Source organism: Sphaerisporangium viridialbum (assembly GCF_049674955.1).
Classification (GTDB): Bacteria; Actinomycetota; Actinomycetes; order Streptosporangiales; family Streptosporangiaceae; genus Sphaerisporangium; species Sphaerisporangium viridialbum.
In genome coordinates this window covers 6,311,656-6,337,003 of the sequence record NZ_CP187232.1, presented here as the reverse complement: position 1 = coordinate 6,337,003, position 25,348 = coordinate 6,311,656, and the positions used below count along the sequence as shown (strand labels likewise).

Annotated in this window: 27 protein-coding genes and 2 CRISPR repeat arrays (1 of these 29 cut by a window edge); of the genes, 15 read left to right on the top strand and 12 right to left on the bottom strand. The window is 66.5% G+C overall.

Features of this window, described 5'->3' with window-relative positions:
- Positions 1-959: direct repeats of the CRISPR family, unit length 29 nt (it extends 1,084 nt beyond the left edge of the window).
- Between the two features lie 195 nt (positions 960-1,154).
- The 8 genes from cas3 to cas2e are packed head-to-tail and all read left to right on the top strand — an operon-like array spanning position 1,155 to position 9,770.
- Positions 1,155-3,920: a CRISPR-associated helicase Cas3' gene (cas3, locus tag ACOZ38_RS28450; protein WP_424534227.1), complete on the top strand. Its 2,766-nt coding sequence runs from the start codon at positions 1,155-1,157 to the stop codon at positions 3,918-3,920.
- On the top strand, positions 3,917-5,461 hold the full coding sequence (gene casA, locus ACOZ38_RS28445; protein WP_424534226.1) for a type I-E CRISPR-associated protein Cse1/CasA: 1,545 nt from the start codon (positions 3,917-3,919) through the stop codon (positions 5,459-5,461). Before cas3 ends, casA begins: the two co-directional genes overlap by 4 nt.
- Positions 5,458-6,075: a type I-E CRISPR-associated protein Cse2/CasB gene (casB, locus tag ACOZ38_RS28440; protein WP_424534225.1), complete on the top strand. Its 618-nt coding sequence runs from the start codon at positions 5,458-5,460 to the stop codon at positions 6,073-6,075. The genes casA and casB overlap by 4 nt, the downstream gene beginning before the upstream one ends.
- The gene (cas7e, locus tag ACOZ38_RS28435; RefSeq protein WP_424534224.1) at positions 6,072-7,193 is read left to right on the top strand and encodes a type I-E CRISPR-associated protein Cas7/Cse4/CasC; all 1,122 of its coding nucleotides are present in this window, start codon (positions 6,072-6,074) and stop codon (positions 7,191-7,193) included. Before casB ends, cas7e begins: the two co-directional genes overlap by 4 nt.
- The gene (gene cas5e, locus ACOZ38_RS28430) at positions 7,190-7,927 is read left to right on the top strand and encodes a type I-E CRISPR-associated protein Cas5/CasD (RefSeq protein WP_424534223.1); all 738 of its coding nucleotides are present in this window, start codon (positions 7,190-7,192) and stop codon (positions 7,925-7,927) included. The genes cas7e and cas5e overlap by 4 nt, the downstream gene beginning before the upstream one ends.
- Complete coding sequence (cas6e, locus tag ACOZ38_RS28425) at positions 7,924-8,550, top strand: type I-E CRISPR-associated protein Cas6/Cse3/CasE (RefSeq protein ID WP_424534222.1); 627 nt, start codon at positions 7,924-7,926, stop codon at positions 8,548-8,550. The genes cas5e and cas6e overlap by 4 nt, the downstream gene beginning before the upstream one ends.
- Complete coding sequence (cas1e, locus tag ACOZ38_RS28420; RefSeq protein ID WP_424534221.1) at positions 8,547-9,527, top strand: type I-E CRISPR-associated endonuclease Cas1e; 981 nt, start codon at positions 8,547-8,549, stop codon at positions 9,525-9,527. Before cas6e ends, cas1e begins: the two co-directional genes overlap by 4 nt.
- A 3-nt stretch (positions 9,528-9,530) precedes the next feature.
- The gene (gene cas2e / locus ACOZ38_RS28415; RefSeq protein WP_424534220.1) at positions 9,531-9,770 is read left to right on the top strand and encodes a type I-E CRISPR-associated endoribonuclease Cas2e; all 240 of its coding nucleotides are present in this window, start codon (positions 9,531-9,533) and stop codon (positions 9,768-9,770) included.
- A 107-nt stretch (positions 9,771-9,877) separates the two neighbouring features.
- A CRISPR array of direct repeats spans positions 9,878-11,490; the repeat unit is 29 nt; unit sequence GTCCTCCCCACGCCCGTGGGGGTGAGCCG.
- 140 nt (positions 11,491-11,630) lie between these two features.
- On the opposite strand, the gene ACOZ38_RS28410 is transcribed toward cas2e, so the two are convergent.
- From ACOZ38_RS28410 to ACOZ38_RS28400, 3 genes are read right to left on the bottom strand one after another with little or no spacing between them, the layout of a single operon-like run.
- Positions 11,631-12,197, bottom strand: coding sequence for a DUF4913 domain-containing protein (locus ACOZ38_RS28410; RefSeq protein ID WP_424534219.1), 567 nt, complete (start codon positions 12,195-12,197; stop codon positions 11,631-11,633).
- Positions 12,198-12,209: 12 nt separating this feature from the next.
- Complete coding sequence (locus ACOZ38_RS28405) at positions 12,210-13,130, bottom strand: hypothetical protein (protein WP_424534218.1); 921 nt, start codon at positions 13,128-13,130, stop codon at positions 12,210-12,212.
- A 36-nt stretch (positions 13,131-13,166) separates the two neighbouring features.
- Positions 13,167-13,619 (bottom strand): TraM recognition domain-containing protein, encoded by a 453-nt coding sequence (locus tag ACOZ38_RS28400; RefSeq protein WP_424534217.1) that lies wholly within the window; start codon positions 13,617-13,619, stop codon positions 13,167-13,169.
- Between the two features lie 449 nt (positions 13,620-14,068).
- Here ACOZ38_RS28400 and ACOZ38_RS28395 point away from each other — a divergent pair, with 449 nt between their 5' ends.
- Complete coding sequence (locus ACOZ38_RS28395; RefSeq protein ID WP_424534216.1) at positions 14,069-14,206, top strand: hypothetical protein; 138 nt, start codon at positions 14,069-14,071, stop codon at positions 14,204-14,206.
- Between the two features lie 156 nt (positions 14,207-14,362).
- Here the strand turns inward: ACOZ38_RS28395 and ACOZ38_RS28390 are convergent, their stop codons facing one another.
- The 3 genes from ACOZ38_RS28390 to ACOZ38_RS28380 form a co-directional block, all read right to left on the bottom strand.
- Positions 14,363-14,515 (bottom strand): hypothetical protein, encoded by a 153-nt coding sequence (locus ACOZ38_RS28390; protein ID WP_424534215.1) that lies wholly within the window; start codon positions 14,513-14,515, stop codon positions 14,363-14,365.
- 288 nt (positions 14,516-14,803) lie between these two features.
- The gene (locus ACOZ38_RS28385) at positions 14,804-14,947 is read right to left on the bottom strand and encodes a hypothetical protein (RefSeq protein WP_424534214.1); all 144 of its coding nucleotides are present in this window, start codon (positions 14,945-14,947) and stop codon (positions 14,804-14,806) included.
- Between the two features lie 28 nt (positions 14,948-14,975).
- Positions 14,976-15,122: a hypothetical protein gene (locus ACOZ38_RS28380; protein WP_424534213.1), complete on the bottom strand. Its 147-nt coding sequence runs from the start codon at positions 15,120-15,122 to the stop codon at positions 14,976-14,978.
- Positions 15,123-15,497: 375 nt separating this feature from the next.
- Here ACOZ38_RS28380 and ACOZ38_RS28375 point away from each other — a divergent pair, with 375 nt between their 5' ends.
- From ACOZ38_RS28375 to ACOZ38_RS28360, 4 genes are all read left to right on the top strand, one after another.
- Positions 15,498-15,986 (top strand): hypothetical protein, encoded by a 489-nt coding sequence (locus tag ACOZ38_RS28375; protein WP_424534212.1) that lies wholly within the window; start codon positions 15,498-15,500, stop codon positions 15,984-15,986.
- A 44-nt stretch (positions 15,987-16,030) separates the two neighbouring features.
- Entirely contained in the window at positions 16,031-16,468 is a 438-nt protein-coding gene (locus ACOZ38_RS28370; RefSeq protein ID WP_424534211.1) for a hypothetical protein, read from the top strand.
- Positions 16,469-16,473: 5 nt separating this feature from the next.
- Positions 16,474-17,877: a hypothetical protein gene (locus ACOZ38_RS28365; RefSeq protein ID WP_424534210.1), complete on the top strand. Its 1,404-nt coding sequence runs from the start codon at positions 16,474-16,476 to the stop codon at positions 17,875-17,877.
- A 623-nt stretch (positions 17,878-18,500) separates the two neighbouring features.
- A complete protein-coding gene (locus tag ACOZ38_RS28360) occupies positions 18,501-18,677 on the top strand; it encodes a BldC family transcriptional regulator (RefSeq protein ID WP_424537098.1) in 177 nt (58 codons plus the stop codon).
- 312 nt (positions 18,678-18,989) lie between these two features.
- Here the strand turns inward: ACOZ38_RS28360 and ACOZ38_RS28355 are convergent, their stop codons facing one another.
- The 4 genes from ACOZ38_RS28355 to ACOZ38_RS28340 form a co-directional block, all read right to left on the bottom strand.
- Positions 18,990-19,499, bottom strand: coding sequence for a single-stranded DNA-binding protein (locus tag ACOZ38_RS28355; protein WP_424534209.1), 510 nt, complete (start codon positions 19,497-19,499; stop codon positions 18,990-18,992).
- Between the two features lie 133 nt (positions 19,500-19,632).
- Positions 19,633-20,175, bottom strand: coding sequence for a hypothetical protein (locus tag ACOZ38_RS28350; RefSeq protein WP_424534208.1), 543 nt, complete (start codon positions 20,173-20,175; stop codon positions 19,633-19,635).
- A gap of 3 nt (positions 20,176-20,178) precedes the next feature.
- Positions 20,179-20,562: a hypothetical protein gene (locus ACOZ38_RS28345; protein ID WP_424534207.1), complete on the bottom strand. Its 384-nt coding sequence runs from the start codon at positions 20,560-20,562 to the stop codon at positions 20,179-20,181.
- Between the two features lie 251 nt (positions 20,563-20,813).
- A complete protein-coding gene (locus ACOZ38_RS28340) occupies positions 20,814-21,962 on the bottom strand; it encodes a DUF932 domain-containing protein (RefSeq protein WP_424534206.1) in 1,149 nt (382 codons plus the stop codon).
- Between the two features lie 677 nt (positions 21,963-22,639).
- Here ACOZ38_RS28340 and ACOZ38_RS28335 point away from each other — a divergent pair.
- On the top strand, positions 22,640-22,951 hold the full coding sequence (locus tag ACOZ38_RS28335) for a VOC family protein (RefSeq protein WP_424534205.1): 312 nt from the start codon (positions 22,640-22,642) through the stop codon (positions 22,949-22,951).
- On the opposite strand, the gene ACOZ38_RS28330 is transcribed toward ACOZ38_RS28335, so the two are convergent.
- Positions 22,903-23,850: an SDR family NAD(P)-dependent oxidoreductase gene (locus ACOZ38_RS28330; protein ID WP_424534204.1), complete on the bottom strand. Its 948-nt coding sequence runs from the start codon at positions 23,848-23,850 to the stop codon at positions 22,903-22,905. The two genes, ACOZ38_RS28335 and ACOZ38_RS28330, sit on opposite strands and share 49 nt — an antisense overlap.
- 109 nt (positions 23,851-23,959) lie before the next feature.
- Between ACOZ38_RS28330 and ACOZ38_RS28325 the strand changes: the two genes are divergently transcribed.
- Positions 23,960-24,625 (top strand): TetR/AcrR family transcriptional regulator, encoded by a 666-nt coding sequence (locus tag ACOZ38_RS28325; protein WP_424534203.1) that lies wholly within the window; start codon positions 23,960-23,962, stop codon positions 24,623-24,625.
- 110 nt (positions 24,626-24,735) lie between these two features.
- Here the strand turns inward: ACOZ38_RS28325 and ACOZ38_RS28320 are convergent, their stop codons facing one another.
- Positions 24,736-25,056, bottom strand: coding sequence for a helix-turn-helix transcriptional regulator (locus tag ACOZ38_RS28320; RefSeq protein ID WP_424534202.1), 321 nt, complete (start codon positions 25,054-25,056; stop codon positions 24,736-24,738).
- Positions 25,057-25,348 lie beyond the last annotated feature (292 nt).

Sequence of the window (25,348 nt, the reverse complement as noted above, 5' to 3'; positions counted from 1 at the left end):
GTTGCTGTTGGCGACCGGCTCACCCCCACGAGCGTGGGGAGGACCCTCACCGGGTGGGACGACCTGCCGGGCGTTGAGGCTCACCCCCACGAGCGTGGGGAGGACGCCGCGAGCTCCACCACCTGAACGAACAGGATCGGCTCACCCCCACGAGCGTGGGGAGGACGACGGTCTATGAGCACGCGTGGATGATCCGGGAGGCTCACCCCCACGAGCGTGGGGAGGACAGGGAAGGGGGCGGCCCTCCGTCCAACATAGTCGGCTCACCCCCACGAGCGTGGGGAGGACCACCTGCCCCAGGTCGGCGCCGAACCTGACGGCGGCTCACCCCCACGAGCGTGGGGAGGACCGGTACCCGATGAACAAGAGGGAGAGATAAGACGGCTCACCCCCACGAGCGTGGGGAGGACCCCGTGAGGACCGCGCCGAGTTCTACCGGAACCGGCTCACCCCCACGAGCGTGGGGAGGACTCGGGGAACTCCCGCCGCCGGCCGACCCCGAGCGGCTCACCCCCACGAGCGTGGGGAGGACGAGCCGGGGCGTAAGTCAGACATGGCCACTAACGGCTCACCCCCACGAGCGTGGGGAGGACTTTGCGCAGTTTGGGTATGCGCGCGAGTCGCTCGGCTCACCCCCACGAGCGTGGGGAGGACCTACGTGGACGGCGTAACCGAGGCCGGCGTCCTGGCTCACCCCCACGAGCGTGGGGAGGACTTGGGTTCGAGCCTGACCGTGCCGGGTCCTTACGGCTCACCCCCACGAGCGTGGGGAGGACGACACCGTCCTGGTCGACGACGACGGCGCCCCCGGCTCACCCCCACGAGCGTGGGGAGGACGCACTCAGCTCAAGGAGGTTCGCCGTGTTCGTCGGCTCACCCCCACGAGCGTGGGGAGGACTCCTGGGATTCAGATCCTCCTCCCCCTCCTCGCGGCTCACCCCCACGAGCGTGGGGAGGACACTTCGCGACCTGCGACGTTACAGCACCGGCTCCACTTTTTGGAGGTTGGGATCGGCGTCGCGGATGGGCACTGAATTCAGAAGAGCTTTCACGTTAACGAATCCGTCACAGAATGTCGGTCGGCAACTCTACAGTGATGTCTCGTTCGATGATCTGACGGTAAATCACCCGGTTTGTTGCCGAGAGGGGGGCGAGTGAAAGCTTCCTCAGCTCTTGATCTGGCTGTGTGGGGCAAGTCGCGTGGGCTCCCGGAGCCCTACCCGCTGGTCTGCCACCTTCTTGACGCTGCGGCAGCAGTAGAGGCCCTATGGGATCAGTATCTCTCCCCGGGCTTACGCGCCTCTCTTGCCAACGAGCTGGGAACCGATGAGTTGCATGCACGGCAGTTGCTCGCATTTTGGGCTGGGCTTCACGACATATGTAAATGTATGTCGTGTTTTCAGGCGCAGAGCGACGGTGGATTTAGTCGACTTGTCGGTTATGAGACGGTGGATGCCGAGCCGACAGGCCACGCGTTCGCAGCGCATGTGTGGTCGGGGCAGTTGCTGTCAGGCCTTGGCTACAAGGTTGGCAGGGTGTCATCCCCGGCCATCCGAGTCGCCCAGCTGCTGGGTGGCCACCACGGTGTGTTCTTCTCGTTCAACCACAGAGAGTTCGGCGATCCATTGGGCTTTCTGCCCGCGCTGGGGGAGGGGGCATGGGAGGAGCAGCGCCACGCCATCGCCGGCCTGGTGTACAAGCTGACCGGCCACCCTGAGGCGCCGCTCAAGATCTCAGATGCGGGTGCAGCCCTTGCCTGTGGCCTCGTAATTCTCGCCGACTGGCTGGTGAGTCAGGATGTCTTCCTCCGCGAGCGGATCGATGCTGGTCTGCCGGAGCACGGTGATGCAGAAAATCTGGGTCGTCACCTGGCCCGTAGCCGGGCTGCGGCTGCAAAGCTCCTGGGGGAGGCGGGTCTTGGGCGGCTGACCTTCAAGCAGGGTGATTTCGCCGATGACTTCCCGTTCGAACCGAACGACCTACAGCGGTCCATCAGCGAGCGTCTGCCCGCTCTTGTTGATCGAGACCCGGGCCTTCTGCTGATCATGGCGCCGATGGGTGAAGGTAAGACCGAGGCTGCGTTGCACGCGGGCCGGCTGATGGGCGAGGCCGCCGGGATGCCGGGTTACTTCATCGGTTTGCCGACGATGGCCACATCCGATCAGATGCTGCTGCGCGTGGACGACTTCCGCAGGCGCCGGACCAACGGTGCCGACTCGTTGACGCTGCTGCACGGCTTGGCGTGGTTGAACTCCGCCTACTCCCCCGAGGGTGAAGGAGTCAACGTCCTCACTGGCGATCCCATGGCTACCCGGTGGCTGCGCGGGAGCAAACGCGGGCTGCTCGCCAACCTTGCCGTGGGAACCATCGATCAGGCGCTGCTGGCGGTCCTGCGAGGTCGGCACAACGTACTGCGGATGCTTGGGCTGGTCGGGAAAGTCCTGGTCGTAGACGAGGTCCATGCCTATGACTCCTACATGCAGGGTCTCCTCAAGGCGCTGCTGGAGTGGCTGGGCGCCCTGAAGGTGCCGGTCGTGTTGCTCTCGGCGACGCTGCCGGTCACGGTGGGACGTCGGCTCGTCGAGGCCTATCTCAGAGGCGCCGGTTGTCGTGATCTCTCGGTTCCTGAGGTGACATACCCGGGGTGGATCTACGCGAGCGTGCGAGGGGTCGAACCCGTACAGGTGGCCAGCAGGAAGCGAACACTGCATGTCACGACGCGTGATGTCCAACTGGCCTCTGATCGTTCTCTTGAACGGTCCGCAGCCATCCGCGAGATTCTCTCTCCGCTGATCCGTGATGGAGGTTGCGCGGCGGTCATCTGCAACACCGTTGGTGAGGCCCAGCGGACCTACCTCGAGCTGGCGAGCTGGATCCGGGCGGCGGACAGCGCCGACGGGCCTGTCCCGTCGATCAGGTTGTTGCACTCCCGGTTCGAGGCACACCGCCGGGAGCAGATCACTAGTGAGATGGTGAGCTGGTTCGGCAAAGAAGCCGGGGACAGCAGGCCGCCGGCGGCCATCCTGATTGCGACACAGGTGATCGAGCAGTCCCTCGACCTCGACTTCGACATCATCGTCAGCGATCTGGCGCCGATCGCCTTGCTGCTACAGCGTGCCGGACGATGCCAGCGCCACCCCGTGCACGACGATGGGCGGCCTGAGTGGGCCAAGGACATGATGCGATTGGTGGTGTTGACGCCCGTCAACGAGCATGGCGAACTAGCCGTGCCTCGCGGCTGGCCCTTTGTCTATCCCACGGCGCTGCTACGCCGTACCCGCGATGAGCTGGCGGCTCTGCCCTGCGGTGAGGTGGCCATACCTGGTGCCATTCAGGGCCTGGTCGACCGGGTATACGACGAGAACTTCGGTGACGAAACCTCCCCCATAACCCAGGACGACGTAGCTCGGCTGGCCGATGAGCAGACGAAGGATCTGTACGCCCAGATGGCGGCCATTCCAGCGCCCGGCCGGGTCGGCGACCTGAGCCGGCTCAGTGGGGATGACTTCGTGAACGAGTACTCGACGCGGTTGGGTGCCGACTCTGGGAGAGTCGTCTGCTGCACCGTTGGTGTCGACGGCCAACTCATGCTCGCAGACAGGCCGCTACCTGTCATGGAGGCAGGCGGTAGGGCCGGCAAGAAGTGGTTCACCAAGGAACAAGTCCGGCTCGTGATGAGCAACACGATTCCGGTACCGGGCACTTGGCTGCGCGGCCTGGCAGCTGACAACGCGGCACCCCCGGCCTGGGCTGACAACCCGCACCTCAGCAATCTCGTTCTGGTTCGCATGTCCGGTGAACAGCCATCCGGGCTGCTCGGCGATCGGACGCTGTGGCTCTCCGAGGACCTGGGTCTTTCGGACTTTCCCCTACGGCCGGCTGAGCCGGTCTCCGCGATACAGAAGGGATGGGCGCGGTGACGTATGACCTTTTGACCCGTACCTGGTTGCCTGTCAGAGCGGGCGACAAGAGACTGAAGCTCGGATTACGGGCCCTGTTCCAGCGGGCCCACGAGCTCACTGATATCGAGGCGTCACCGCCTCCGGGCGCGTCCGGCCTGTGGCGCGTACTTACGGTGATGGCAGCTCGGGTCACTGGCCTGGATGACGTGACGCTGACTGCTGAGGAGTGGGGCGAACGCCAGGCAACGGTCCTGGAAGACGGCCAGTTCGATGAAGACGCGGTGGAGGGCTACTTCGCCCGATACTCCGCGCGTTTTGATCTCTTCGACCCCCAGCGCCCGTGGCTGCAGGATCCGCGGCTTCGCGAGCAGTGCAAGACCAGCTCGGGTGTCAACAAGCTCATCATGTCCAGGGCAGCCGGCAACAATCAGGTGTGGTTCGATCACGCCACCACACTCCAGCTGCGACCGATGCCCGCTGGGGAAGCGGTCTTTCAGCTGTTGACACAGCTCTACTACGGCCCCTCGGGCCAGTGCACACCTCGCACCGTCGGCACTACCTCAGGCGGAAACAGCAAAGCCGGCCCGCTTCGCAGAACGATCTCCTTTCACCCGGTGGGACGCACCATCTTTGAATCACTGGTCGCCGGGATTCCACCGGCCTACCTTTACGACACCAAGGGCAACGACGTCGCTCCCTGGGAGGCCGACGAGCTTCCCGATCCGCTGGGCATACCGCCGCGTCCCAGCGGGCTCGGGGGGCTATTGACCGGACGCTTTCAGCATGCGGTCCTGTTGGAGCGTTCCGGAGATGCGGTGGTCGACGCGTGGATCACCTGGGCATGGCGAGACCGAGAGTTTCCGGCCGAAGACCCGTACCTGGTGTACCAGCAGAACAAGGACGGCGACTTCTACGCCCGCCAGGCCGACGCCAGTCGAGCCCTGTGGCGAGACTTCGACTCCCTGTTGCTGGAGGACTCCGGCGACGACCACCGCCGCCGACCTGTCGTGCTGGCCGCGGTAGAGGACATGCGTGGCACGCTGCTACCGGTGTTGCGGGCTCGAGCCTTCGGCTTCGACCAGGACGGCCAGACGCGGGACAAGGAGTGGACCGTCGCAGTGACACCGGCGCTGCTGGCCCTGGCTAACCAGGCCGAGATCGCCCGAGGGATCAGCGACATGCGCCAGACGGCTGAGCGGATGGAGAAGCAGCTGCGGTGGGCGTTGCGTGAGGCCTGGACCGCGATCAACGATCCGTCCAACGGGGACGGCAAGCCGCAACGCAAGGACATCTCCGAGGGGCCCTGGCCCGCGCAGGGCTCGTTCCGCTACTGGGCGCGTGCAGAACGAATCTTCTGGGACAGGGTGCGTGATCGCCACTTCAGCAGCGCTGCCGACCGCTTCCTGCGGTTGGCGCTCGACGTCTATGACGAGGTGACCAACAACGCGGGCTCGCTGCCACGCGCCAAGCGAGCCGTCGAGCTCAAACGAAGTTCGATCTTCAAAGCGCGGACGCCATTCGGCAAGAGCACAACGAAGAAGTCGAAGGAGCGCGTGTGAGCCAGATCCCGTCGATCGAGACGGCCGACAAGTACGTGGACTACCTCCGCCGAGAGGTCAACAGGGATCCGGGACGTCGTTCCGCCCTGCGGCGAGGGCTGGGACGACCGGTGAACGACGCGATGGTCCGCAAATCCCACGCGGTCGTCGCTCGATGGCTGCCGACGCAGGCAAGGCCGGCGGTCGAGAGCGCCTACTACTCGATCGCCGCACTGATCGCCGCGCAGCCGGCCCGAGGCCAGAAAGAACCCGAGCCCGAGCCTGCCGATCCTTCGTCGATCGCGGACAGCGAGGAAAAGCCCAAGCGAATTCAGCTGACCATCGGCAACACGCTCGGGCTCGCTGTCCAAGATAAGAAGCTGAACCCCGACACCATAGAAGCCCGCCTGCACCTGCTGTGCCGTCAAGACATCGCCGGCCTTCACCGGCAGTTGCCCGGCCTTGTCCGCCAACTGGCCGCCAAGGAGATCTCACCGGATTGGGGGCGACTCCTGTGCGACCTCAGCTGGTGGGAACACCGCCGTGATGAGGTCACCAAACGCTGGCTGCAGGACTTCTACCGCGCCATGAACAACACCACCAACGACGAAAAGTCAGACAGCGAGGACCAGTGAGCACCCCCCGATACCTCGACGTGCACGTGCTTCAGACCGTGCCCTTCGCCAACCTCAACCGTGACGACCTCGGGTCACCCAAGAGCCTGGTCTACGGCGGAGCCACCCGAACCCGCGTCTCCAGCCAGTGCTGGAAGCGTGCCGTCCGCCTGGACGTCGAACGGGCCATCGGCAACCCTGCGGTGCGCACCCGAAGAGTCCCCGCGGAAGTCGCCGCCCGGCTCCAAGAGCGTGGATGGGCCCAGGACGCAGCCCTAGCGGCAGGAGCACAGGTCGCGCTGTCGGCCAACAAGAAGGAGGGTCTGAAGCTGGAGGACAAGGGGGGGACGTCGGTACTGCTGTACCTGCCCAAGTCCGCCCTCGACGCCCTGGCAGATCTGGCCGAGGAATTTCGCGAGGCGATCGAGAACACGGTAGGCGAGAAGAAGCCCAAGGGGGTCCTGCCCGTCGACCGGGTCGCCGCCGTGCTGTCCGAACGCAACGGCGTCATCAACCTATTCGGCCGGATGCTCGCCGAGCTGCCCGGCGCCGGGGTCGACGGTGTGGTCCAGGTGGCGCATGCGTTCACCACCCACGAGGTCGCTCCAGAAATCGACTTCTTCACCGCCGTCGATGATTGCCTGCCCGAGGACGCGGTCGGCAGCGGCCACATGAACAGCGCCGAGTTCAGCGCCGGAGTGTTCTACCGCTACGCCAGCCTCGACTTGGCCGGCCTGGTGAAAAACCTCGGTGGCGACGCAGCGATGGCCCGCGAACTCACCGGCGAGTTCCTGCGCGCCTTCGTGTCCTCGCTGCCCACCGGGAAGCAGACCTCATCGGCCGCCAATACTCTGCCCGACCTGGTGCACGTCGCGGTACGCAGCGACCGGCCGATCTCGTTCGCCGCCGCTTTCGAGGCTCCCGTCCGCCCGGAGCAGGGCATCGCCGTACCCTCCCGCCGGCACCTGGCTCACCATGCCGAGCGACTGGACAAGCTGTGGGGGAGCAGCGGCGTCGTCCACCGCGGATACGCCTGCATCGATGACAAGCCGCTGAGCGGGCTGGGGACACAGGTGGACTCGTTCGCCGAGTTGATCGACGGTGCGGTCTCGGCGGCCCACCGGGAGCCTTCGGCATGAGCGGACTGGTGCTGAGGCTGGCCGGCCCGATGCAATCCTGGGGAGAACACAGTGCCTTCACCCAGCGCGACAGCCTGCGCTTCCCCACCCGTTCCGGCCTGATCGGCCTGCTCGCATCCGCTGAGGGAGTGAGCCGAGGACAATCTCTCCAGCCATACCAAGCGCTGCGCTTCACCATCCGCATCGATCGGCCCGGTGTCCAGATGGTCGACTTTCATACCATCGGCGGTGGGCTTCCTCGCGGGGTTCCGCGGCCCGACGGCACACAGCGGCCTCGAGACACCGCCACGATGGTCACCCGACGCCAGTACCTGTCGGACGCGGTTTTCACCGTCGCTATCGAAGGTCCCGAGCGGCGCCTGGACGAGCTCGCCCATGCCCTACGCCGGCCGCACTGGCAGCCCTACCTGGGACGGCGGTCTTGCCCACCTGATCAGCCGCTCCTGCTGCGCCAGGTCGACGACCCAGTGGCAGACCTGGAGACCAGAGTGCCGCTCTCCCGTCGACTTCGAGGAGACGACAAGCCGGTGGCTGAGTTCGCTTCCGAAGGCGTCATGGACGCGGCCGACGCGGTAGCCGAGCTGGCCGACGTACCGGAGAGCTTCAACCGGTACGACCGCCGCTATCGCACTCGGACGGTCAGCATCGACACCCGGAACGTTCCGCGAGAGCTGTATCAAACCGGCGAGAAGTTCTGGACCAGTCTCACCGCTTACATCGTGGAGGAGCCGTGACCGCCTGGTTGGTACGGATCCTGCCCGACCTGCGGCGACGGGATGTCAACAATGACCTCGCCGACCCCGATCGGCTCCACAAGCGGATGATGATGCTCGTACCCGACGACATGGGTGATCGGGCCCGTGCTCAGACCGGTGTCCTGTTCCGTCTGGAAGACATCCGCAACGGGGTCCAGCTTCTCGTTCAGACCACGATGAAGCCGGATCTGTCCCGCCTACCCGACGGCTACGGCGAATTAGCCCTCCGTGAGCTCGACGCACTGCTGGGGCGACTCAAGCCAGGCACACCGGTGCACTACCGGATCGCCGCCAACCCCTCCAAGCGACTCGGCAAGAACGCCGGCCCCCAAGCGGGAAAGATCCAGGCGCTGCGAGGCCCTGCCGCTGAGGAATGGTGGGTGTCGCGTGCCACCGCCCACGGGCTGGCCGTCTCTACAGTGGTCTCCCAGTCGCAGCGAGACATCCGCGCGAAGGGCTCAGTACGGCACGCTGTCGTCCGCTTCGACGGCAGCGCGGTCGTGACAAACCCCGAGGCTGTTCAAGCTGCCGTGCTACAAGGCATCGGCCGCGGCAAGACGTACGGCTGCGGACTCCTTAGCCTGGCCTTGATGCAGGGATGACAAGCACCGCCAGGCGTAAACTCGCCGCTCCCACGCTCGCGATGCTGCCTCGGATCTCCGACTCGTTGTCCTTCCTCTACACCGAGGCGGTCCGGATCGTCCAAGACGACACCGGAATCTGCGCTCAAGTGGAATCCTCCCAAGGAACTGACCGCGTCTACATCCCGACAGCGGCCCTGGCCTGCATTCTCTTGGGTCCAGGTACCTCGATCACCCAGCCGGCCATGGCGACGATCGCCCGACATGGCACCTCCCTGGTGTGCGTCGGTGCCGGCGGCGTACGAAGCTACGCCGGCATCCTGCCTGCCTCGCTGACCACCGCGTGGCTGGAGAAACAAGTACGCGCGTGGGCCGACGACAAGACTCGTCTAGAGGTGGCGGTACGGATGTACGAGGCACGTTTCGGCGCTGCCTCTGCACCGGCTGGAGTGTCTCTCGCCCAGCTTCGCGGACTGGAAGGACAACGCGTCAAAGCCCTCTACCGGTTGCTCGCGACGAAGTACAAGATCCAACGTTTCAGACGAAACTACGACCCGGAAGCCTGGGACGACCAAGACGCAGTCAACAAGGCGCTCTCGGGCGCCAACTCCTGCATGTACGGCGTCGTTCACGCGGCCGTCCTGGCACTCGGCTGCTCTCCGGCGCTGGGCTTCGTACACAGCGGCACACAGATGGCGTTCGTCTATGACGTCGCCGACATCTACAAGGCACGGATCACCATTCCGCTCGCCTTCTCCCTGCACGCCTCTGAAGACCCCGAGCGGGAGGCTCGCAGACGCCTCCGCGAGGATTTCAAGGCGTTCAAGCTCATGCCGCAGATCGTCTCCGACATCCAGGCGCTGATCGATCCCAGCGAAGACGGAGTCCCCTCCCTCGATCGCAGCAGTGATCTTGTCCATCTTTGGGATCCGCAGCTAGGACCACTCCCGGCGGGAGTGAACTACGGGTTCGAGGTCTCCGACGTCCCTTTGGAGTAGCTGATGGCCTCGATGGTTGCCATCTCGACAACTGCAATCCCTGACCATGTTGGAGGTGCTCTATCCCGCTGGCTGATCGAGCCTTGTCCCGGTCTCTTCGTCGGCACCGTATCGGCGCGGGTGCGGGATGAACTCTGGGCAGCGGTCAGCGCCAGCGTGGGCGAGGGCCTGGCGGTCCTCATCCACCCGGCTGATACAGAACAGGCACAATGCGCACCGCTGGCCAACGTCGCCGCCATGTGATCGACTTCGACGGCCTACAGTTGATCAGGTTCGCCGCAGCCGAGTCGAATGACAAAGCCGAAGCGCCGAAACCTCAAGTGCAATTGTGAAATAGCAGCTCAGAAAGTGTCCTCCCCACGCCCGTGGGGGTGAGCCGGCGTGGCGGGCCCTGGTCCTGTTCCGGGGTGCGTCCTCCCCACGCCCGTGGGGGTGAGCCGCGTTCCCGGGCACGCTTATCCGGGTCGAAAGCGTCCTCCCCACGCCCGTGGGGGTGAGCCGGCGGCATCATGATCTCGGCGGCGCTGGTGGCGTCCTCCCCACGCCCGTGGGGGTGAGCCTTCAACCCCGCGTGCGAAATGTCTCTGAGCCGGGTCCTCCCCACGCCCGTGGGGGTGAGCCGCTCCTCCAGCGCCTCGCGCAGGCCGCGCAGCAGTCCTCCCCACGCCCGTGGGGGTGAGCCGCTCATGAAGCTGCTCGGCGAGGACGCCCCCGAGTCCTCCCCACGCCCGTGGGGGTGAGCCGCAGTGCGGGCCGGAGGTGAGCGTTATTACGGGGTCCTCCCCACGCCCGTGGGGGTGAGCCGGACATGCGGTTCGTCGCCGACCGGATCCTCAAGTCCTCCCCACGCCCGTGGGGGTGAGCCGCTCATGAAGCTGCTCGGCGAGGACGCCCCCGAGTCCTCCCCACGCCCGTGGGGGTGAGCCGCTCCTGCTTCTGCGCGACCAGTTCGGCCAGTAGTCCTCCCCACGCCCGTGGGGGTGAGCCGGTCCTCGACTCCGGCGCGCTCCAGGATCTCGGGTCCTCCCCACGCCCGTGGGGGTGAGCCGAGAACATGCCGCACATCCTGAAGCCGGACGCCGTCCTCCCCACGCCCGTGGGGGTGAGCCGGCAGAACAGGCCGCATCCGACAAGGCCGGGATGTCCTCCCCACGCCCGTGGGGGTGAGCCGGCTGAAGGGGCAGGATGTGTGTCCTGATCAGGGTCCTCCCCACGCCCGTGGGGGTGAGCCGGCCATCATGCAGGCGGTCCACATGCGACAGGCGTCCTCCCCACGCCCGTGGGGGTGAGCCGGTGGCGAGAGCATCTAGTTCTCGCACGAGACAGTCCTCCCCACGCCCGTGGGGGTGAGCCGCTGCCGGGGCGTCCGACCACGGTGGCCGGCCCGTCCTCCCCACGCCCGTGGGGGTGAGCCGCAGAAGTACTTGCCGCTGATCATGTTCACGTTGTCCTCCCCACGCCCGTGGGGGTGAGCCGCTGGCCGCGCGTGGTGATATCACGGTCGGCGCGTCCTCCCCACGCCCGTGGGGGTGAGCCGTTCCCCGGCGGCTCCACCTACCCCGACGCACCGTCCTCCCCACGCCCGTGGGGGTGAGCCGGCCGCACGGTGGACACCTGCCACTCGCTGGTGGTCCTCCCCACGCCCGTGGGGGTGAGCCGCTCGGCGGGTCGGCTTCGGTGCTCGGCTCCGGGTCCTCCCCACGCCCGTGGGGGTGAGCCGGCAGGACGGCGGCGAGCCTGTCTGCCGTGTACGTCCTCCCCACGCCCGTGGGGGTGAGCCGGGCAAGGCGCAAGACCAGATCGACGTCCAGGAGTCCTCCCCACGCCCGTGGGGGTGAGCCGGGGACGGGCGGCCCGACCGCGAGCAGCACCCGGTCCTCCCCACGCCCGTAGGGGTGAGCCGTAGGCGGGCAGTTTCGCGACGGCCGGGCACGGGTCCTCCCACGCCCGTGGGGGTGAGCCGTACCCCTGTTAGATGACTCATCCGCGATATCAATCCTCCTCACGCCCGTGGGGGGGCGTCCGCTGCCCGTCGCACCTGCGAAGGATTCTGTGGGCGTCGAAGTGCAGTGCAGAGTCGATCCGCTAGTGAACCGCATCCGCCTAATGCTTACCCACCGCCGGATAGGGCTGGATAGGAGTGTCCGGAGGTTGCCGGTGCTGGGGGCGTCGCGGATCGGTGGTGCATCCCGCCAGCGGCCCGTCAGGGGCACGCAGCACGGCCAGGGCCGGGTCGAGGTGGTCGCGATGCCAGATCGAGGCGCCGGTGAACCCACCGGCGGCGGGGTCGGTGAGCTCCTGCCAGGCCAGCCACAGCGCGTGCAGCCGGGCCAGCGCCTCGGGGTGTTCCCACCATTGGGGGCACCAGGGCAGGCCGGGGGTGGGCTCGATGACGTAGTACGGCACCAGGATCTCGTGCACCCACATGGCCAGCAGAGGCAGCTCGGCCAGGAGCTGCTCATCGTCGAGCAGCAGCAGGAAGGTCGGCCCAGGCTCGGCCGCCGGATCCTGCCCAGTGGCGTGGTCGTCGGCGGGCTCGGTGTCTGCGGCGGCGAGCTCGCGCAGCTCGTCCAGTTCCTCGGCCTGGCGTCCTAGCGCCGCCTCCAGGCGGGTGAGGCGGGCGCCGAGGTCGGCGAGGGCGGGCTCAGGCTCGAAAATGTCAGTGGTCATGTTCTCTTTGGTTCATCGGGAATGTCGTGGGCCGGTGGGAGTCCCCCACGAGGGTGGTGGTACCTGCGGCGGCCGTGGCCGCGCCGAATGCTGGGCGGTGTTCGCAGCCGGAGCCTGGGGTGAGCGCAGGGCGGCCGCCTGCGCCCGGGTGCCGGCGGGGGAGGGGCGCCGGCCGGTCTCCTGCTGGCCTGTAGTGCTCGCATGGGTGCGCAGGCGGGCGACCACATCGGCGGCGAGGTGCTGGAGTTTCAGGGCTGCCCGCCGGGCCTGCGCCTGGCCAGGGCTGGTGATGGCCTGGTGCAGCGAACGTGCCTGCTGCTCGATGACCCCGGCGACGCGCAGCCCGACCGTCTGGAAGAAGCCCTGGACACGGGCGTCGGTCACGAGCTCGCGGGTGTAGCTGCCGGCGGCCTTGGTGATCGTGTCGGTCAGATGACGGAAGGCGCCCCACACTTCGCCGATGCGTTGCCATCGCGGAGCCTGGCGGTGCTCGCCCAGCTGGCGGTGAGTCTCACGCAGGGCTGCGGCTGGGACCATGAAGCTCTCCCACACCGGATACAGATCACCCAGGATCTCCCGCTCGTCGCGCTGGGCGGTACGCGGCGCTTCGGCCGGGACCGTGAAGCGCTCCCACACCGGGTCCAGGCCGCGCAGCAGCTCCTGCTCCTGGCGGTGGGCGGCGTGCAGCAGCACCGGGGGAGCGCCCGCCTGGGTGGGCGGCAGGCCGACCTGCAGGCGCAGGTCCTGAAAGCCGGAGCTGATGGTGTTCCAGTCCGGAGCCGTGAACCCCAGTACGGTCTTGAGCTGGGCGAACCTCAGATGGATCTCAGCGAAGTCGGGTGGCGGGGGAAGATCACCCCCGCCGGTGGGGGCGGTGTGGTCGGAAAGAGCGTGCAGCAGGCCGGCGTAGGCCTGGTCCAAATCGGCCGCCATGATGGCTCCTTCTCATAGGGCAGTGGGCGGATTACCTCAACGTGGATCAAAGGGGAGCGAGTCGTCCGGCGGGATGGTCGCACCCCCGGCCGCGCGGGCCCGGTCGGTGATGCGTTGCTGGACCCGGCGCGAGGCCTGCGACAGCCGCCGGGCGCCCGGCTCCTTGTACCAGGGGCGCAGCCGGATCACCGCCGCGCGGATTCCGGTGGCCAGCAGCAGGGCGGTGCCTTTGGGCAGCGCGCGTACGTCGGCGGCGGTGAAGATCGATTCCTTGCGCGGGTTGTAGCTGACGCTGGTGCCGCCCTGGCTGCGGGACATGCTCGTCTCGACGACCTTGTGGACGCCGATCAGGCGGCTGAACTTCCCGGCGAAGTCGGCGTCGTCCAGGTCGGCACCGAGGATCTTGATGGTGGCCGCCGACCACAGTGCGTCCATCCCGGGTTCGCCCCATACCCGCACCCCCTGCCGGTAGGACTGCAAGATCGTCACCAGGGGGGATGCCGAGCGACCCCAGGTAGGAGTACAGGTCGGGCAGGTCCTCGATGGGGCAGATGTTCGCCGCTTCGTCCAGGATCGGCAGCAGCGGCGGGTCCAGACGTCCGCCGTCTTGCTCGGCGGCGGTGATGGCGGCCTGCAGCACCGCGTCGGTGAGCGCCGCCACCAGCGGCGCAGCCGAACCGGGCCCCTTCTTGGAGAACAGGTACAACGTGTCGCGGCTGCGCACGAACTCCCGCAGGTTGAAGGCGTCCAGCTCCTGCCGGGGGATGATCCAGGTGGTGATGGCCGGGTCCATCAGGCATGCCACGCACTGGCCGGCAGTCTCGTAGATGCCGTCCCGGGTCTCGACCGCGCCGCGGATGGTCCGTTGGAGCTGCCCGGCCAGAGAGTGCGCCCCAGCGTCGCGCAACAGGTTGATGGGCTCCCGCTCGGCGGGGCTGTTGACCCACTCCAGCACCTCGATGATGGTGCGCCCGGAGACGGCGGCGGCGTGGAACAGCGCGGTCAAGGTGTTGCCGGCCGCCAGCGACCAGAAGTCGCCGCGGTTGCTCGCACTGATCGACGCGGTGACGAAGTGAGCCGCAAGGCGCCGCGCGCCTTCGACGGTGCGGGCGCCGGCCAGCATGTCCCACCACCACCGCTGAGGGGCGTAGGCGATCTGCTGGGGGTCGAACACCCACAGCTTGCCGATGGCGCTACGTGGGGAGGCGGTGACGGTGTAGACGGCGTCGGCCTTACGGGAGGTGACCAGCAACGGCCCGGGGGGCCTCCAGCGCCATCGGCACCGCCAGCGCCGTGGTCTTGCCCGAGCGCGGCGCCATGACGGCCAACGTGACATCCTCGAAGCTGCCGCGCATCTCCACCCGGTTGTGCTCGCCGAGCAGCATCCCGGTCTGCCCGGCGGCCGGGGCGGCGATGTTCGCCAGCGACGGGCGCAGGGCCCGGGCCTTGGCGGCAGCGCCCTTGGGGGTGAACTCGTGCAGGTCGCGGCGGCTGGCCAGCCCTTCCGGAGCCGAGCGCTATCTCGGCCCCGCACCCCGGGCAGGCGACCGACCCGGCCGGGGTCCGCGCCCGCACCCGGACCCACTCGCCCTCGTCCTGGACACACCCCCGCTTCACGGACTTTGAACCAGATCCACAACTCATCGACATAGCCAAGATCCTCTGTGCGGGAATCAGCCTGAGCGCGGTGGCTGGTTGCGGGCGACGAACTCGGCCCACTCCTTGAAGTGGGTGCCGGTGATGTAGTCGGCGAGTTCGTCGGGCGGCAGGCTCTCGTCATTCAGCCCGGCGCGGATCAGGCGCTCGGTTGGGTTCACGGCTACTTACTGCGGTTCAGCAGGGTGATCACTCCAATGAGCGTGGCGCCCCCGCGCCCAGGCCGATGCTGAGGGCCTGGGGCCAGGAGGCGTCGTCGGCCAGTCTCAGCCCGGTCATGATGGTGGTGATCATGGCGGAGCACACCAGTGCCAGCAAAGAGCGTTCCGAGAACATCGCGGTCTCCTTCGTGCTTTCTTCCTTGGGCGCGGAGCGGGGGGTGGGGTCCTTCGCATGGCGAGCAGCGTGCCGCACCTGCTGGGGGTGGCGGGTGGGCCTGTGATGTTGGGAAACCTCGGTGCCTGGGGGTTGATCGTCGCTATCGTCGGTTCGCATCGTGGTCCTCCAGCCTCATTTGTCACTTTGGTGATGTGGTGCGCTGAAGGTGTAGGCGGTCACGGCGTGGTTGCCCTCGCTCAGGTCTGGAGAAAAATTCTTCTCCCCACAGCGAGGGGAACCGTTGCGCAGCCACATATAGCCATGGCGTACACCCCCAACTGTCTCGGGCCGTGCGCGCGTCCTCGGCCCCTTATCCCTCCGAGGGGAGCGGGTATGTCGATGGCTCATCTCGGACAGCCCGGCCCAGACCAACGCGGGCTCGACGCTGAGCCTGCCGGTCCAGCGTGCGCCGATCTTGAATCCGACAGCAGTGAGGATCCGCGGCTGGTGCAGGACGCCACACCGTACTTGGAGATAATGGTCACCGAGGTTGAGGAGCAACTCGCCTCTGGAGTCGAGCGCGACAGCGACGTCGAGCGCCAGGCCCGGCGGGAAGCCGATCAGAAGATCGTGGCGCTGGTGCGGGAGGACCTGACGGCGGGGCGGGAAGAGCGTTTCAAGCGGCTGGCTGGCCGGTTGATCGGCTATGGGTTGCCCATCTTGGGCAAATGGGTGCGTTCGAGAGAGATCTTCGGCAAGGTGAACGCGCTGCGTGATCAGGCCAACCGGACCTTGGCTCAACGCGGCGCCCGGACGATGCCGCTGATACGTAGTAATGAGATGACTGGCAGGCGTGGACTGAGGACGATATCGATCAGATAGTTTTTGATCTTGCGAATGAGGGGGTAGCCCGCTTTCGCCGCACGGTGGAGGCTGATCAGTGGGACGCCAGGCGGGGGGCGTCGCTCGACACCTACTTCATCGGTGCTTGTCTGCTGGGGTTTGAGAAGGTGTATCGCCGCTGGCGCAAGCAAAAGCACTTGGACCTGCTGGCACGGGGGGTAGGGCTTGCTGAAGACCTAGCCATGGTCAAGACCGTCTTCCAGCCGGCCTTCGGCCGTGCCCCTGAGTCTCAGGCTGTCATGGTTGATGAGATCAAGCATGTCATGGCCAAGATCAAGGACCCTCAGGTGCATCAGGTGTTGTGGTACCAGATGCATGGACATAGCCAAAAAGAAGCCGCCGAGCTGAGTGGCCTGTCGGCCAAGGCAGCCGAAGGCCGTCTTGGCCGTATCCGCAAAAAGCTTGCCGAGGACATCGCCGCTCAGCGGCACCCTGTAGACCCCGATGGCACGGAGAGGTGACTGCCATGAGCGATCGAGACTTTCGGTGCGTTGCCGGATCCCAGGGCATACAACCCAGCGTGCACGTGCGTGACGAGTTCGATGACTTGCTGGACGCTTCTTCGCTGGGCAGTCCGGCTGCTCAGCGAATCCGGAGCCTAGTCCCGGACGCGGTGGTTGAGCAGGCCCGAGACCGCGCCGAGGTTCAGCGTGCCGCGCAACACATGTTCGATCTTGATGATCTAGTGCTCATGCTGGTGGGAATGTGCGGTGACGCGCGCCCGCCAGCGCCCTGGCCCGTAGCCCTGAGCGAGTTTGAGGTCTTCATTAGCAACAATGGTGGCCGGAGGCTGGAGTCGTTTCAGCGGCGACCGGGTGCCGCTAGGGAAAGCTGCTCCTTTGGAAGACAAGTGCTGAATCCGCTCACCGCTTTGCCCGTTCTTCCGCTGACCGCCGCCTTGTCCCCTGAGCTGCGAACGTTGATGCCGCTCATAACACGACCAAAGGGTGCGGCACGGGTTTTGCAGTATCTGGTTGATCAGGGAATCGTTGCCGAGGTCCGCCTGGACGTTGCCCGCGCCATTGCGGCGGCAGCATTGTCCAGCACCGTGAATGCGCCCCCAGTGCTGATGCGGGCCTGTGCGATGGTCTTTGACAAGGTACTGGACAAAGACCACCATTTTGACTCCGTCACGATGTTCAACCCCGCTGTCCAGGCACCAGCGCACCCAGACAGCGAAGCGGATCCATCCCCAAGCACCGTCGGCGACAATGTCCGAACGATCCAGCAGTCAACCCGGTGCAGCACCACCGGACGGACCTACAAACTCGTCAGCCGATCGCCGAGGTACAAAGACAGCGTTTGGCAAGGCGTTAAGGACCTTATAGAGCAAATGCCCGCCCTCACAGACCCAGAACCGCGCCAGGCACGGATCCTTATTGCTGGTGGTTACGGTCTAGGAAAATCCACCTTGCTCCCCGCTCTGCTACGGAGCAACGCCCGGCAGGCGCAACGTGACTATGTGGTAGAAGAGCCACGATATTGGCTAGATGCGATGGATCCAGATGCCGCGCTTTGCCTGCGCTGCCAATCGGTGGAACACGATAGGGCAGATCTCTTCGACCGATGCGGCACCGCAGGAATCACCACAGCTTCCATGGTGGCATTCGCCGATCGATGGAGCTCTTGCGATTGTGTGTCAGACATGCTGTCACTACTAGGCAATCTGGATGAGCTGACATGTGCGGTACGGGTATCGGAAATTCACATCAAACATCCCTCTTGGATCTGCCGCAAACGAGATGTTGAACATCGTCTCTCCCGCGTGATTGTTACCGCACACAGGTCATCGCATTCCTGGGCAACAGCACATCGAGCTGTTCGCTCGTGGCGGCTGCACTTTGAAATAGGGGTAACGAGCAGTCTTTGACGTTGCCGCAAGGCAGTAATGCGCTGTCATCCGCCGCCGAACAGGAACACCGGAGGGTTGTCTGGTGGAACGCATTCGTGCCACCAGACATTCGGGCTCCGGAGAGTCAGCTAGCGCTGCTGGACATCCGAGGTCCCGGCGATCTGCTAGGAGAATTCGCTGCTATCGGTCGAGCGTGTCCGCTAGTTGTTGACATGGCGCAGGTGCTGAAGTTGGGCCACGAGAAAGGTCATCTACATCCGGCTTTTGGGCCAGTCCATTCTCCCCAGCAGTCACGATACGACATGGCAGATACGCCAGCATCCCGATCAATATTCATGATTACTACGTCTCGAGCTCGTTCTGCCGCGTCTAGGCCTCTCGTCATGTCATCGTCAGAACATGCTGCGCTGCTGGGCTTGGTCCTGTTGCGAGAGATGGCCGGCGACCGCGACGACACCGAACAGCTGGATCGCTCCGCCCCTGCCCGCTCCGCAGTTAACGGCTCTGAGAGTCAGCTTAAAGACTCCAACATGACCAAGGTCGCGCTGCCTAGCCAATCACCAACCGAGCTCGCACCATTCCGACACGAAGTGATCGATACCGATAGAGAAATCACACTGACACTAGACAAAACGAATCTCCTGATATGCGAGAAAGATGAGCTACTCACTCCAGCCGAAGTAGCTACCATATTTCATGTCGATCCCAAAACAGTAACACGATGGGTAAAGTCGGGAAAGCTCACCTCGATTCGCACTCTGGGTGGTCATCGCCGCTATCGTGAAACTGAAGTTCGGGCACTTCTCGCTGACTCCTAAGAGCAGCAAAGTCGGCGAAGCGGAAAGGACGGCGTTGGCAGGATCTGTTGAGCGGAAGAACGAGCCTTTCCATGTGTTCCGCGATTTCCGGGAACTCATCGCCTGTCATGGACGTCATCACGATCAGATCGTCCAGATCGAAATCGCGAGTTTCTGGTTCGAGCAGGAACCGAGTGAGCACCCCGACCGAGTCAACACCTATGCCGAGACAGGACGACCTTCGCCACCCATGACCTCCTTTCTTCCATCGCTTCCGGAAATGCCGAGGGCCGCAGCCTGCGCTCGGCTGCGGCCTTCGTTAATGGCCAGTAGTCAGAACGGGGGCCTTGCGGCGTTTGGGCCGACGCCGGCGGGGACGGGCACCCCCGCCCACGGATCTGGGGCCGGTGTCGCCTGGGCGTCCCACGGGCTGCCGGTCGGCTGGGCCAGGTGGGCGGGAGAGTCGGGGACGGTGACGCGCTGGGCCTTGGTGACCTTGGCGGTGGCGTTGGCCAGGCAGGGGCCGATGTCCTCGGCGTCCAGTTCCATGACCGTCCGGCGCTCGCCTTCCGGGGTTTCGTAGGAACGCTGTTTCAGGCGTCCCCGTACGATGACCTTGTGGCCGCGCTGGAGGCTTTCGGCGACGTTCTCGCCTTGCTGGCCCCAGATGTTGCAGGTGATGTAGAGGGTTTCGGCGTCCTTCCACTCACCCGTGGAGCGATCAAGGAATCGGGGAGTCGAGGCGACGCGGACGCTGGCCACGGCACGGCCTGAGGGGACGAACCGGAGGTCGGGGTCGGCCACGAGGTTCCCGACGACGGTGATGGTGGTGTCGTTACTCACTAACGTGCCTTTCTGCGGGGTTGGGTGGTTGAGCGGTGGCCGGTCGGCCGCCAATGGGTGATCGATGAGGCGTGGGTGGTAGGTGGGCCGCTGACGTCGCCGAGGAAGGGGTTGACGACCCGAATGGAGGACGTCATGGGCCGTCGCCCTCGGTTGCCGTCGGCGGGCCGGCGTCCCGGGCGTTGTCATCGGCCCCTTTCTGCTCGCGGTTCTGGTGGCAGGAGCGGTGGGCGCGAGGCGCCCACGCCGCGAGCTCGGGGTAGACCCTGCTGAGGGCGGGACCGGAGCCGATGACCAGCAGGTCGGCGCGGCTGACCGGGCCTTGGCAGTACAGGCAGGTGGGCATTGGGACGCGCCCGCTGCTGGTGGGTTCGCTGGGCCACTCGCCCCAGCCGGGCAACGTGCCCTCCAGCATGAACTGGTCGGCACGCTCGAACGGGACGGAGCCGCAGGTACCGAGGGAGTAGGAGGCGTCCAGCCATTCGGCGCCGCTGTCATGGTCGTAGATCCTCAACCGGGCCATGTGCGTCCGGTCGGGGTTCAACCAGACCTCCGCGCGCCAGCGATCGTGCATCTTGACGTGCAGGCTGCCTTCCTGCACGAACCACCATCCGATGGTCGTGGCGGTGTCCGGCGTCTTGTGCAGAGGGTCGCCGTTGTAGGTGGTCAACCGCACGACTCAGCCCCCCGTCACGGGAGGGCAGGAATGTGCGGCGGCGGCCTCCAACAACACGTGGAGAAAACGGTGCGCCACGGCCTCGACTCGGCCGCCGCAGCGGACGCAGACCAGCTCCAGCCCACGCTTGCGGCGATCGGCGGTCGTGAGGATCTGGAACTGGGCGGGATCGAGCGTCAGCAGTCGAGCGGGAACACCGTCGAGCAGGACGTGCAGCCGCTCCTCGCCCGCCTCGGTACGCCGGTGCAGGTCCACTACGACCGCGTCGCGCTGGTCACCGGCCCGCGTGCCGGCTTCGGTGGGCCGGCCGGCGTAGACGAACGCGACGATGTCACCGGCGTCGATGTAGATGATCAGCGTTCCGTCGTCACGTTCGAAGCGTTGCACGCAGATCTCCTCGGCGTCAGGCTGGGCCCGCGACACAACCTCGGCCAAGCCTTGGCTGGTGAAGATCTCGGCGTCGTCCTCGCTCGGTGGATCACTCAGGCAAGCCGGTCGGGCAGCCCGGACATCGGGGGATGCGGGAACGGCCCGAAGGTGGCGCGTCATCATGGACCTTTCTGTGAAGGGGTCGGGGAATGCGAAAGCCCCACTCGGCGGGTGGCCGGGCGGGGCCAGATGGGGCGGAGAGGGAGGCGTCAGCCGCGAGCGGCGAGCTGCAGGACCTGCAGGGCGCGTGATTCCATCTCGTGCGCGGCGTCGGCGTCGGCGAGGGTTTGGGCGACCGAGGTGACGGCGTGCATCACGCCGCCGGCGGTGAGGTCGCCGCCCTTGATGAAGTGGCCCAGGATCGCGTCCTGCTGCTGGTCGGAGAAGCGCAGCTGCTGGGAGAGGTTCTGGATGGTCTCGGCCGGGCGGACGATCGGGACGCCGGCCTTGGCCTCCATCGTGGTCACGATTTTCTGCACGTAGGCGGGGGTCAGGAAGCGGCGGACGGCGTCGGTGGTCTTGGCGGTGATGAGTTCCAGGTTCTTCTGGTGGGTCTGTCCGCTCCAGTCGATGACCCCTTCGTCGAGTTTGCCGCCCAAGTGCACGGTCCGGTGGGAGTCGGCGGTGATGGTGTGGCCGTTGTCGCAGACCTGGAACACGATCCGCGGGGTGATCGCGGCGGCCCCGCACCCGGTCTCGGAGTTGGTGATCACGAATCCGCCCCAGACGACCGGGTTGTCCGCGCCCCTGGCGCCGGTGAAAGGGCTCCGGTAGCCCTCCAGCAGCCTGGGCGCCAGGACCTGGACGGCCGGGGAGTAGACCCGCACGTACATCCGCTGCTCGGTCAGGTCACAGCCCTGGATCGTGATCGGAACCCCGGCCTGTTCCACGCCGTCCAGCGCGGCGGTCAGCACGTCCAGGTGATCGACCCGCTTGTAGGAGTCCGACAGCAGCGCCCGCGCGACCCCGGGTCCGCCACCTGATCCTCGGAAGCCGCGGATCAGGAACTTGTGGTCTCGTGGTACCCGGTCCAGCCAGCCGTTGACGTTGACGTCCCACAACTCGATCGCCTCGTTGCGGCATTTCCGCAGGTAGGGCAGGTTGATTTTGAGCTTCTCGGCGATGCCTTTCTCGCACGTGGCGGTCGGCCGGTAGACGCCGTCAGTAGTGGTGACACCGGTCGGGGACAGGATGGGCTCGGTGCCGGAGATGATCAGGCGACCGCGTTCGGCCCGCAGCGCCGTGGGCGGGGCGACGATGTCGACCTTGCGGCCCTGCTGGTCCCGCAGCAGCGTCACCAGGTCCTTAAGGTCGGCGTGCCGGGTCGTGAACACCTCGGCTGGAGCAGGCGTGGTCATGGATTGTGGTCCCTTCCGGTCCGGGGGAGGACGGAGGGCCCGCCCTCCCGGCGGAAGATCTCCATGCGTCGGCCGCCCGCGGAGGGCAACCCGGCGGTCCGGCGTGGACAAGATGTTTTCCGACGAAGGAGGAAAAGATCTGTGTCCCGGCCGGGACGAGCGCAGCGAGAGCCGGGTTGCCCTCCGCCAGGCTGGCGCAACACCAAAACCGCCCGGGAGGGCACAGCCCGACACCCCAGGAACTTTTTTGGCCAGGCGGACCCAGTGGCGCAGTGCCTGGCGACGAATCCGAGCCCCATCAACAGCGCAGGGCACGCAGTAAGGCGTTGTAAGTATGGTTGTCCACGCTGAGCTGCGGCACGTCAGCCGGTTGTGTGAGTGGGGTGAAAATCCCGTGACCTGTGCCTTCGTAGCCGGGGAGGCGAGCGCGGTGAACCCCCCCGCATCCCGGCCACCACCGCGGCAGCACACAACACCAGCACCGCGGCCAAAGGGTGGACCACCCACGAGGGATGACGCGGGTCGTCGATCACCGCGAAATGATCGACCAGATCCACGACCGTCGTGTCCAGGGCCAGGTCATCGCCCTGACCACCGTCAGAACCGTCATCGCCGGCCGACAATGATGACACCAACACCGACCAGATGTCCGCCTCGTCGGACGACAAGGTGGCAGAATGCACGGACAACGGAACTCCGGTGATGAGAGGTCTTGGCGGACGTCTCTGGAGGACCCCGAGGGCGTACGTCCTCGGATCTTCTTTCAGCAGGTCCCCGAGGGCAAGACCGCCAAGAACCGCCTGCACCTGGACGTACGCGCCGCACCCGGCCTGCACGGCGACGAGCGGATGGCCGCCCTCGAAGCGGAGTGCGAGCGCCTCGTCGGTCGCGGCGCCACCCGCTTGCGCCGCGACGAGCCGGCGCCTCCTACCAGCGCGGGCTACATCGTGATGGCCGATCCGGAGGGAAACGAGTTCTGCTTGGACTGAACGACGGGGAACTTCACCCCGGTGAGGTCTTCGGAGACGGCCCACAGCCGCTGCTGGACGGCTACCTCGTACGACTCCGGGCTGGAGGTGACCAGCCGGGGGTGGCCCATGACCTCGTTGCGTCCGCCGGGACCATAGTACTGGCCGCCGAGCGCGGCGGGGTCGGTGGCGGCGCGCAGGGTCGGCAGCGCGCCCATCGCCGGCGTCTGGGTGATCAGCGGCGCGAGCCAGGTGAGCGGAAGCCGGAGGGCCGCGGGGATGTTGCGGGCGAGCTCGGTGCTGGACATGCCGGGGTGCGCGGCCACCGCGACGGTGGTGCCGTGCGTGGCGAGCCGGCGCTGCAGCTCGTACGTGAACATCAGGTTGGCCAGCTTGGACTGACCATAGGCGGCGGCCCGGCTGTACGACCGCTCCCACTGCAGGTCGTCGAAGTGGATCGCGGCCCGGATGCGGTGGCCGGTGCTGCTGACCGTCACCACGCGCGAGCCGGGCACCGGCAGCATCCGGTTCAGCAGCAGCCCGGTGAGCGCGAAGTGGCCGAGGTGGTTGGTGCCGAACTGCATCTCGAAGCCGTCCCGGGTGGTCTGCTTCGGGGTGTACATCACGCCGGCGTTGTTGATCAGCAGGTCGATCCGGTCGAGCCGGGACCGCAGCGCCGCCGCCGTGGTCCGGACGGAGTCGAGCGAGGTCAGGTCCAGCGCCTGCACGGTTACGTCGCCGGTCATGCGGGCCGCGGCCTGCTCGCCCTTCTCGACGTTGCGCACGGCGAGCACCACGGACGCCCCGCGCTCGGCGAGCGCCTTGGCGGTCTCGTACCCCAGTCCGGTGTTGGCCCCGGTCACCACGGCCACCCGCCCGCGCTGGTCCGGAATGTTCGCCGTCGTCCACTTCTCGCTCATGTCAGGCTCCCAACTAACTAACGTACCGAAGGTATCTTGTGTCGACGACGTTAAAGTACCTGCGGTACGTTGTCAACGTACCGCAGGTACTTAAGTTAGGCTGGCGATCGTGGCTTTCCAGCGGGCGCGAACCGAAGAGCAGCGGGAGATCCGCCGACGGGCGATCCTCGACATGGCGTCGGCGATGCTCGACGAGATGCCTGTGGCCGCGGTCACCCTGAACGAGCTCAGCCGCCGGGTAGGCCTGGCGAAGCCGAACGTGCTGCGCTACTTCGAGTCTCGCGAGGCGGTGCTGCTAGAACTGCTGGACCACTTCCTGCAGGAGTGGCTGACGGAACTGGCAGGCGAGTTGGCCGCCGGCATCGACGAAAATCTACCCATGGCCGAGCGAGCGGCAGCGGTGGCCGAGATCCTCAGCCGCTCACTCTCCGGCCGAGTGGTGCTGTGCGACCTCTTCGGCGCACAGGGCAGCGTCCTGGAACACAACGTCTCCGTCGAGGTCGTAGCACGCTACAAGCGCGCCTCCCTGGACCGCCTGACAACCATGACCGCCCTGATCCACAAGTACCTGCCGGAGCTGGGCGAGAACGCAACACTGTTCAGCCTGCAAACCATGGTCATGGCCGGCGCGCTGTCGGCGTACAGCACACCCCCACCCAGCCTGCAGGCGGCCTATCAGGCCGAGCCCGACCTGGCCCGCTTCCACTTGGAGCTGAAGGACTACTTGAAGCTGGCCCTGACCGCAACCCTCCTGGGCGTGCTACCCCGCCGCTGACCTGCGTTGCACTGGACAGGCCAAAACCTCTGTATTTCTCGCGCTCGGACGGTGGAGGGGCCGGGGTGCCCAAGCTCGGGCCGCTGGCTCTGACCACTTCGGACTCCGCGTCAACGCTCTTCCTCGGGCCCCGGCGGCGGCTGAGCCGTCACGCCGGCGACGGCGGCAGCGCGGTCGACCGAGGGGTGCAGAGCCGCGGCGAGCGCGGCCGTCTCGGGCACGCTCGCCGCCCGCTTACCCTGCTCGACGGCGGCGTAGAGGCTGCGGCTGATGCCCAGCGCGGCAGCGACGTCGTCCTGGGTCAGCCCCAGTCGCGCGCGCAGCGTGACCAGCGTGACCGGTGTTCCGGGCGCCAGCAGCTGCAGCACATCGGCGCCGAGCACGGCCGCCTTCGCCCGCGGCCTGGTCCGGCCGGACTCGTAGCAGGACACCTGCACCACCAGCGTGCGGATCTACCGGGCGGCGTCGAGGACCGACGCCGGCCCATCGGTGCGGGCCTGCACGAGGCGCTCGGCCAGCTCGACCTGGCTCCAGTCGCGGGCCTGGCGACAGGCCGCGAGCCGGGTGTCGTCGAACGCGTCGATCCAGTGCCGGCCGCCTCAATCAGCGGCCTGCCGGAAGAACGGCGCTGCGGCATCCTCATCCAAGGTTCACTGATGCATACCGGCCGCAGCCTCGCCGTAGCTTATGCACCCAGCCCCACACGACTCACCCTCAGCTCCA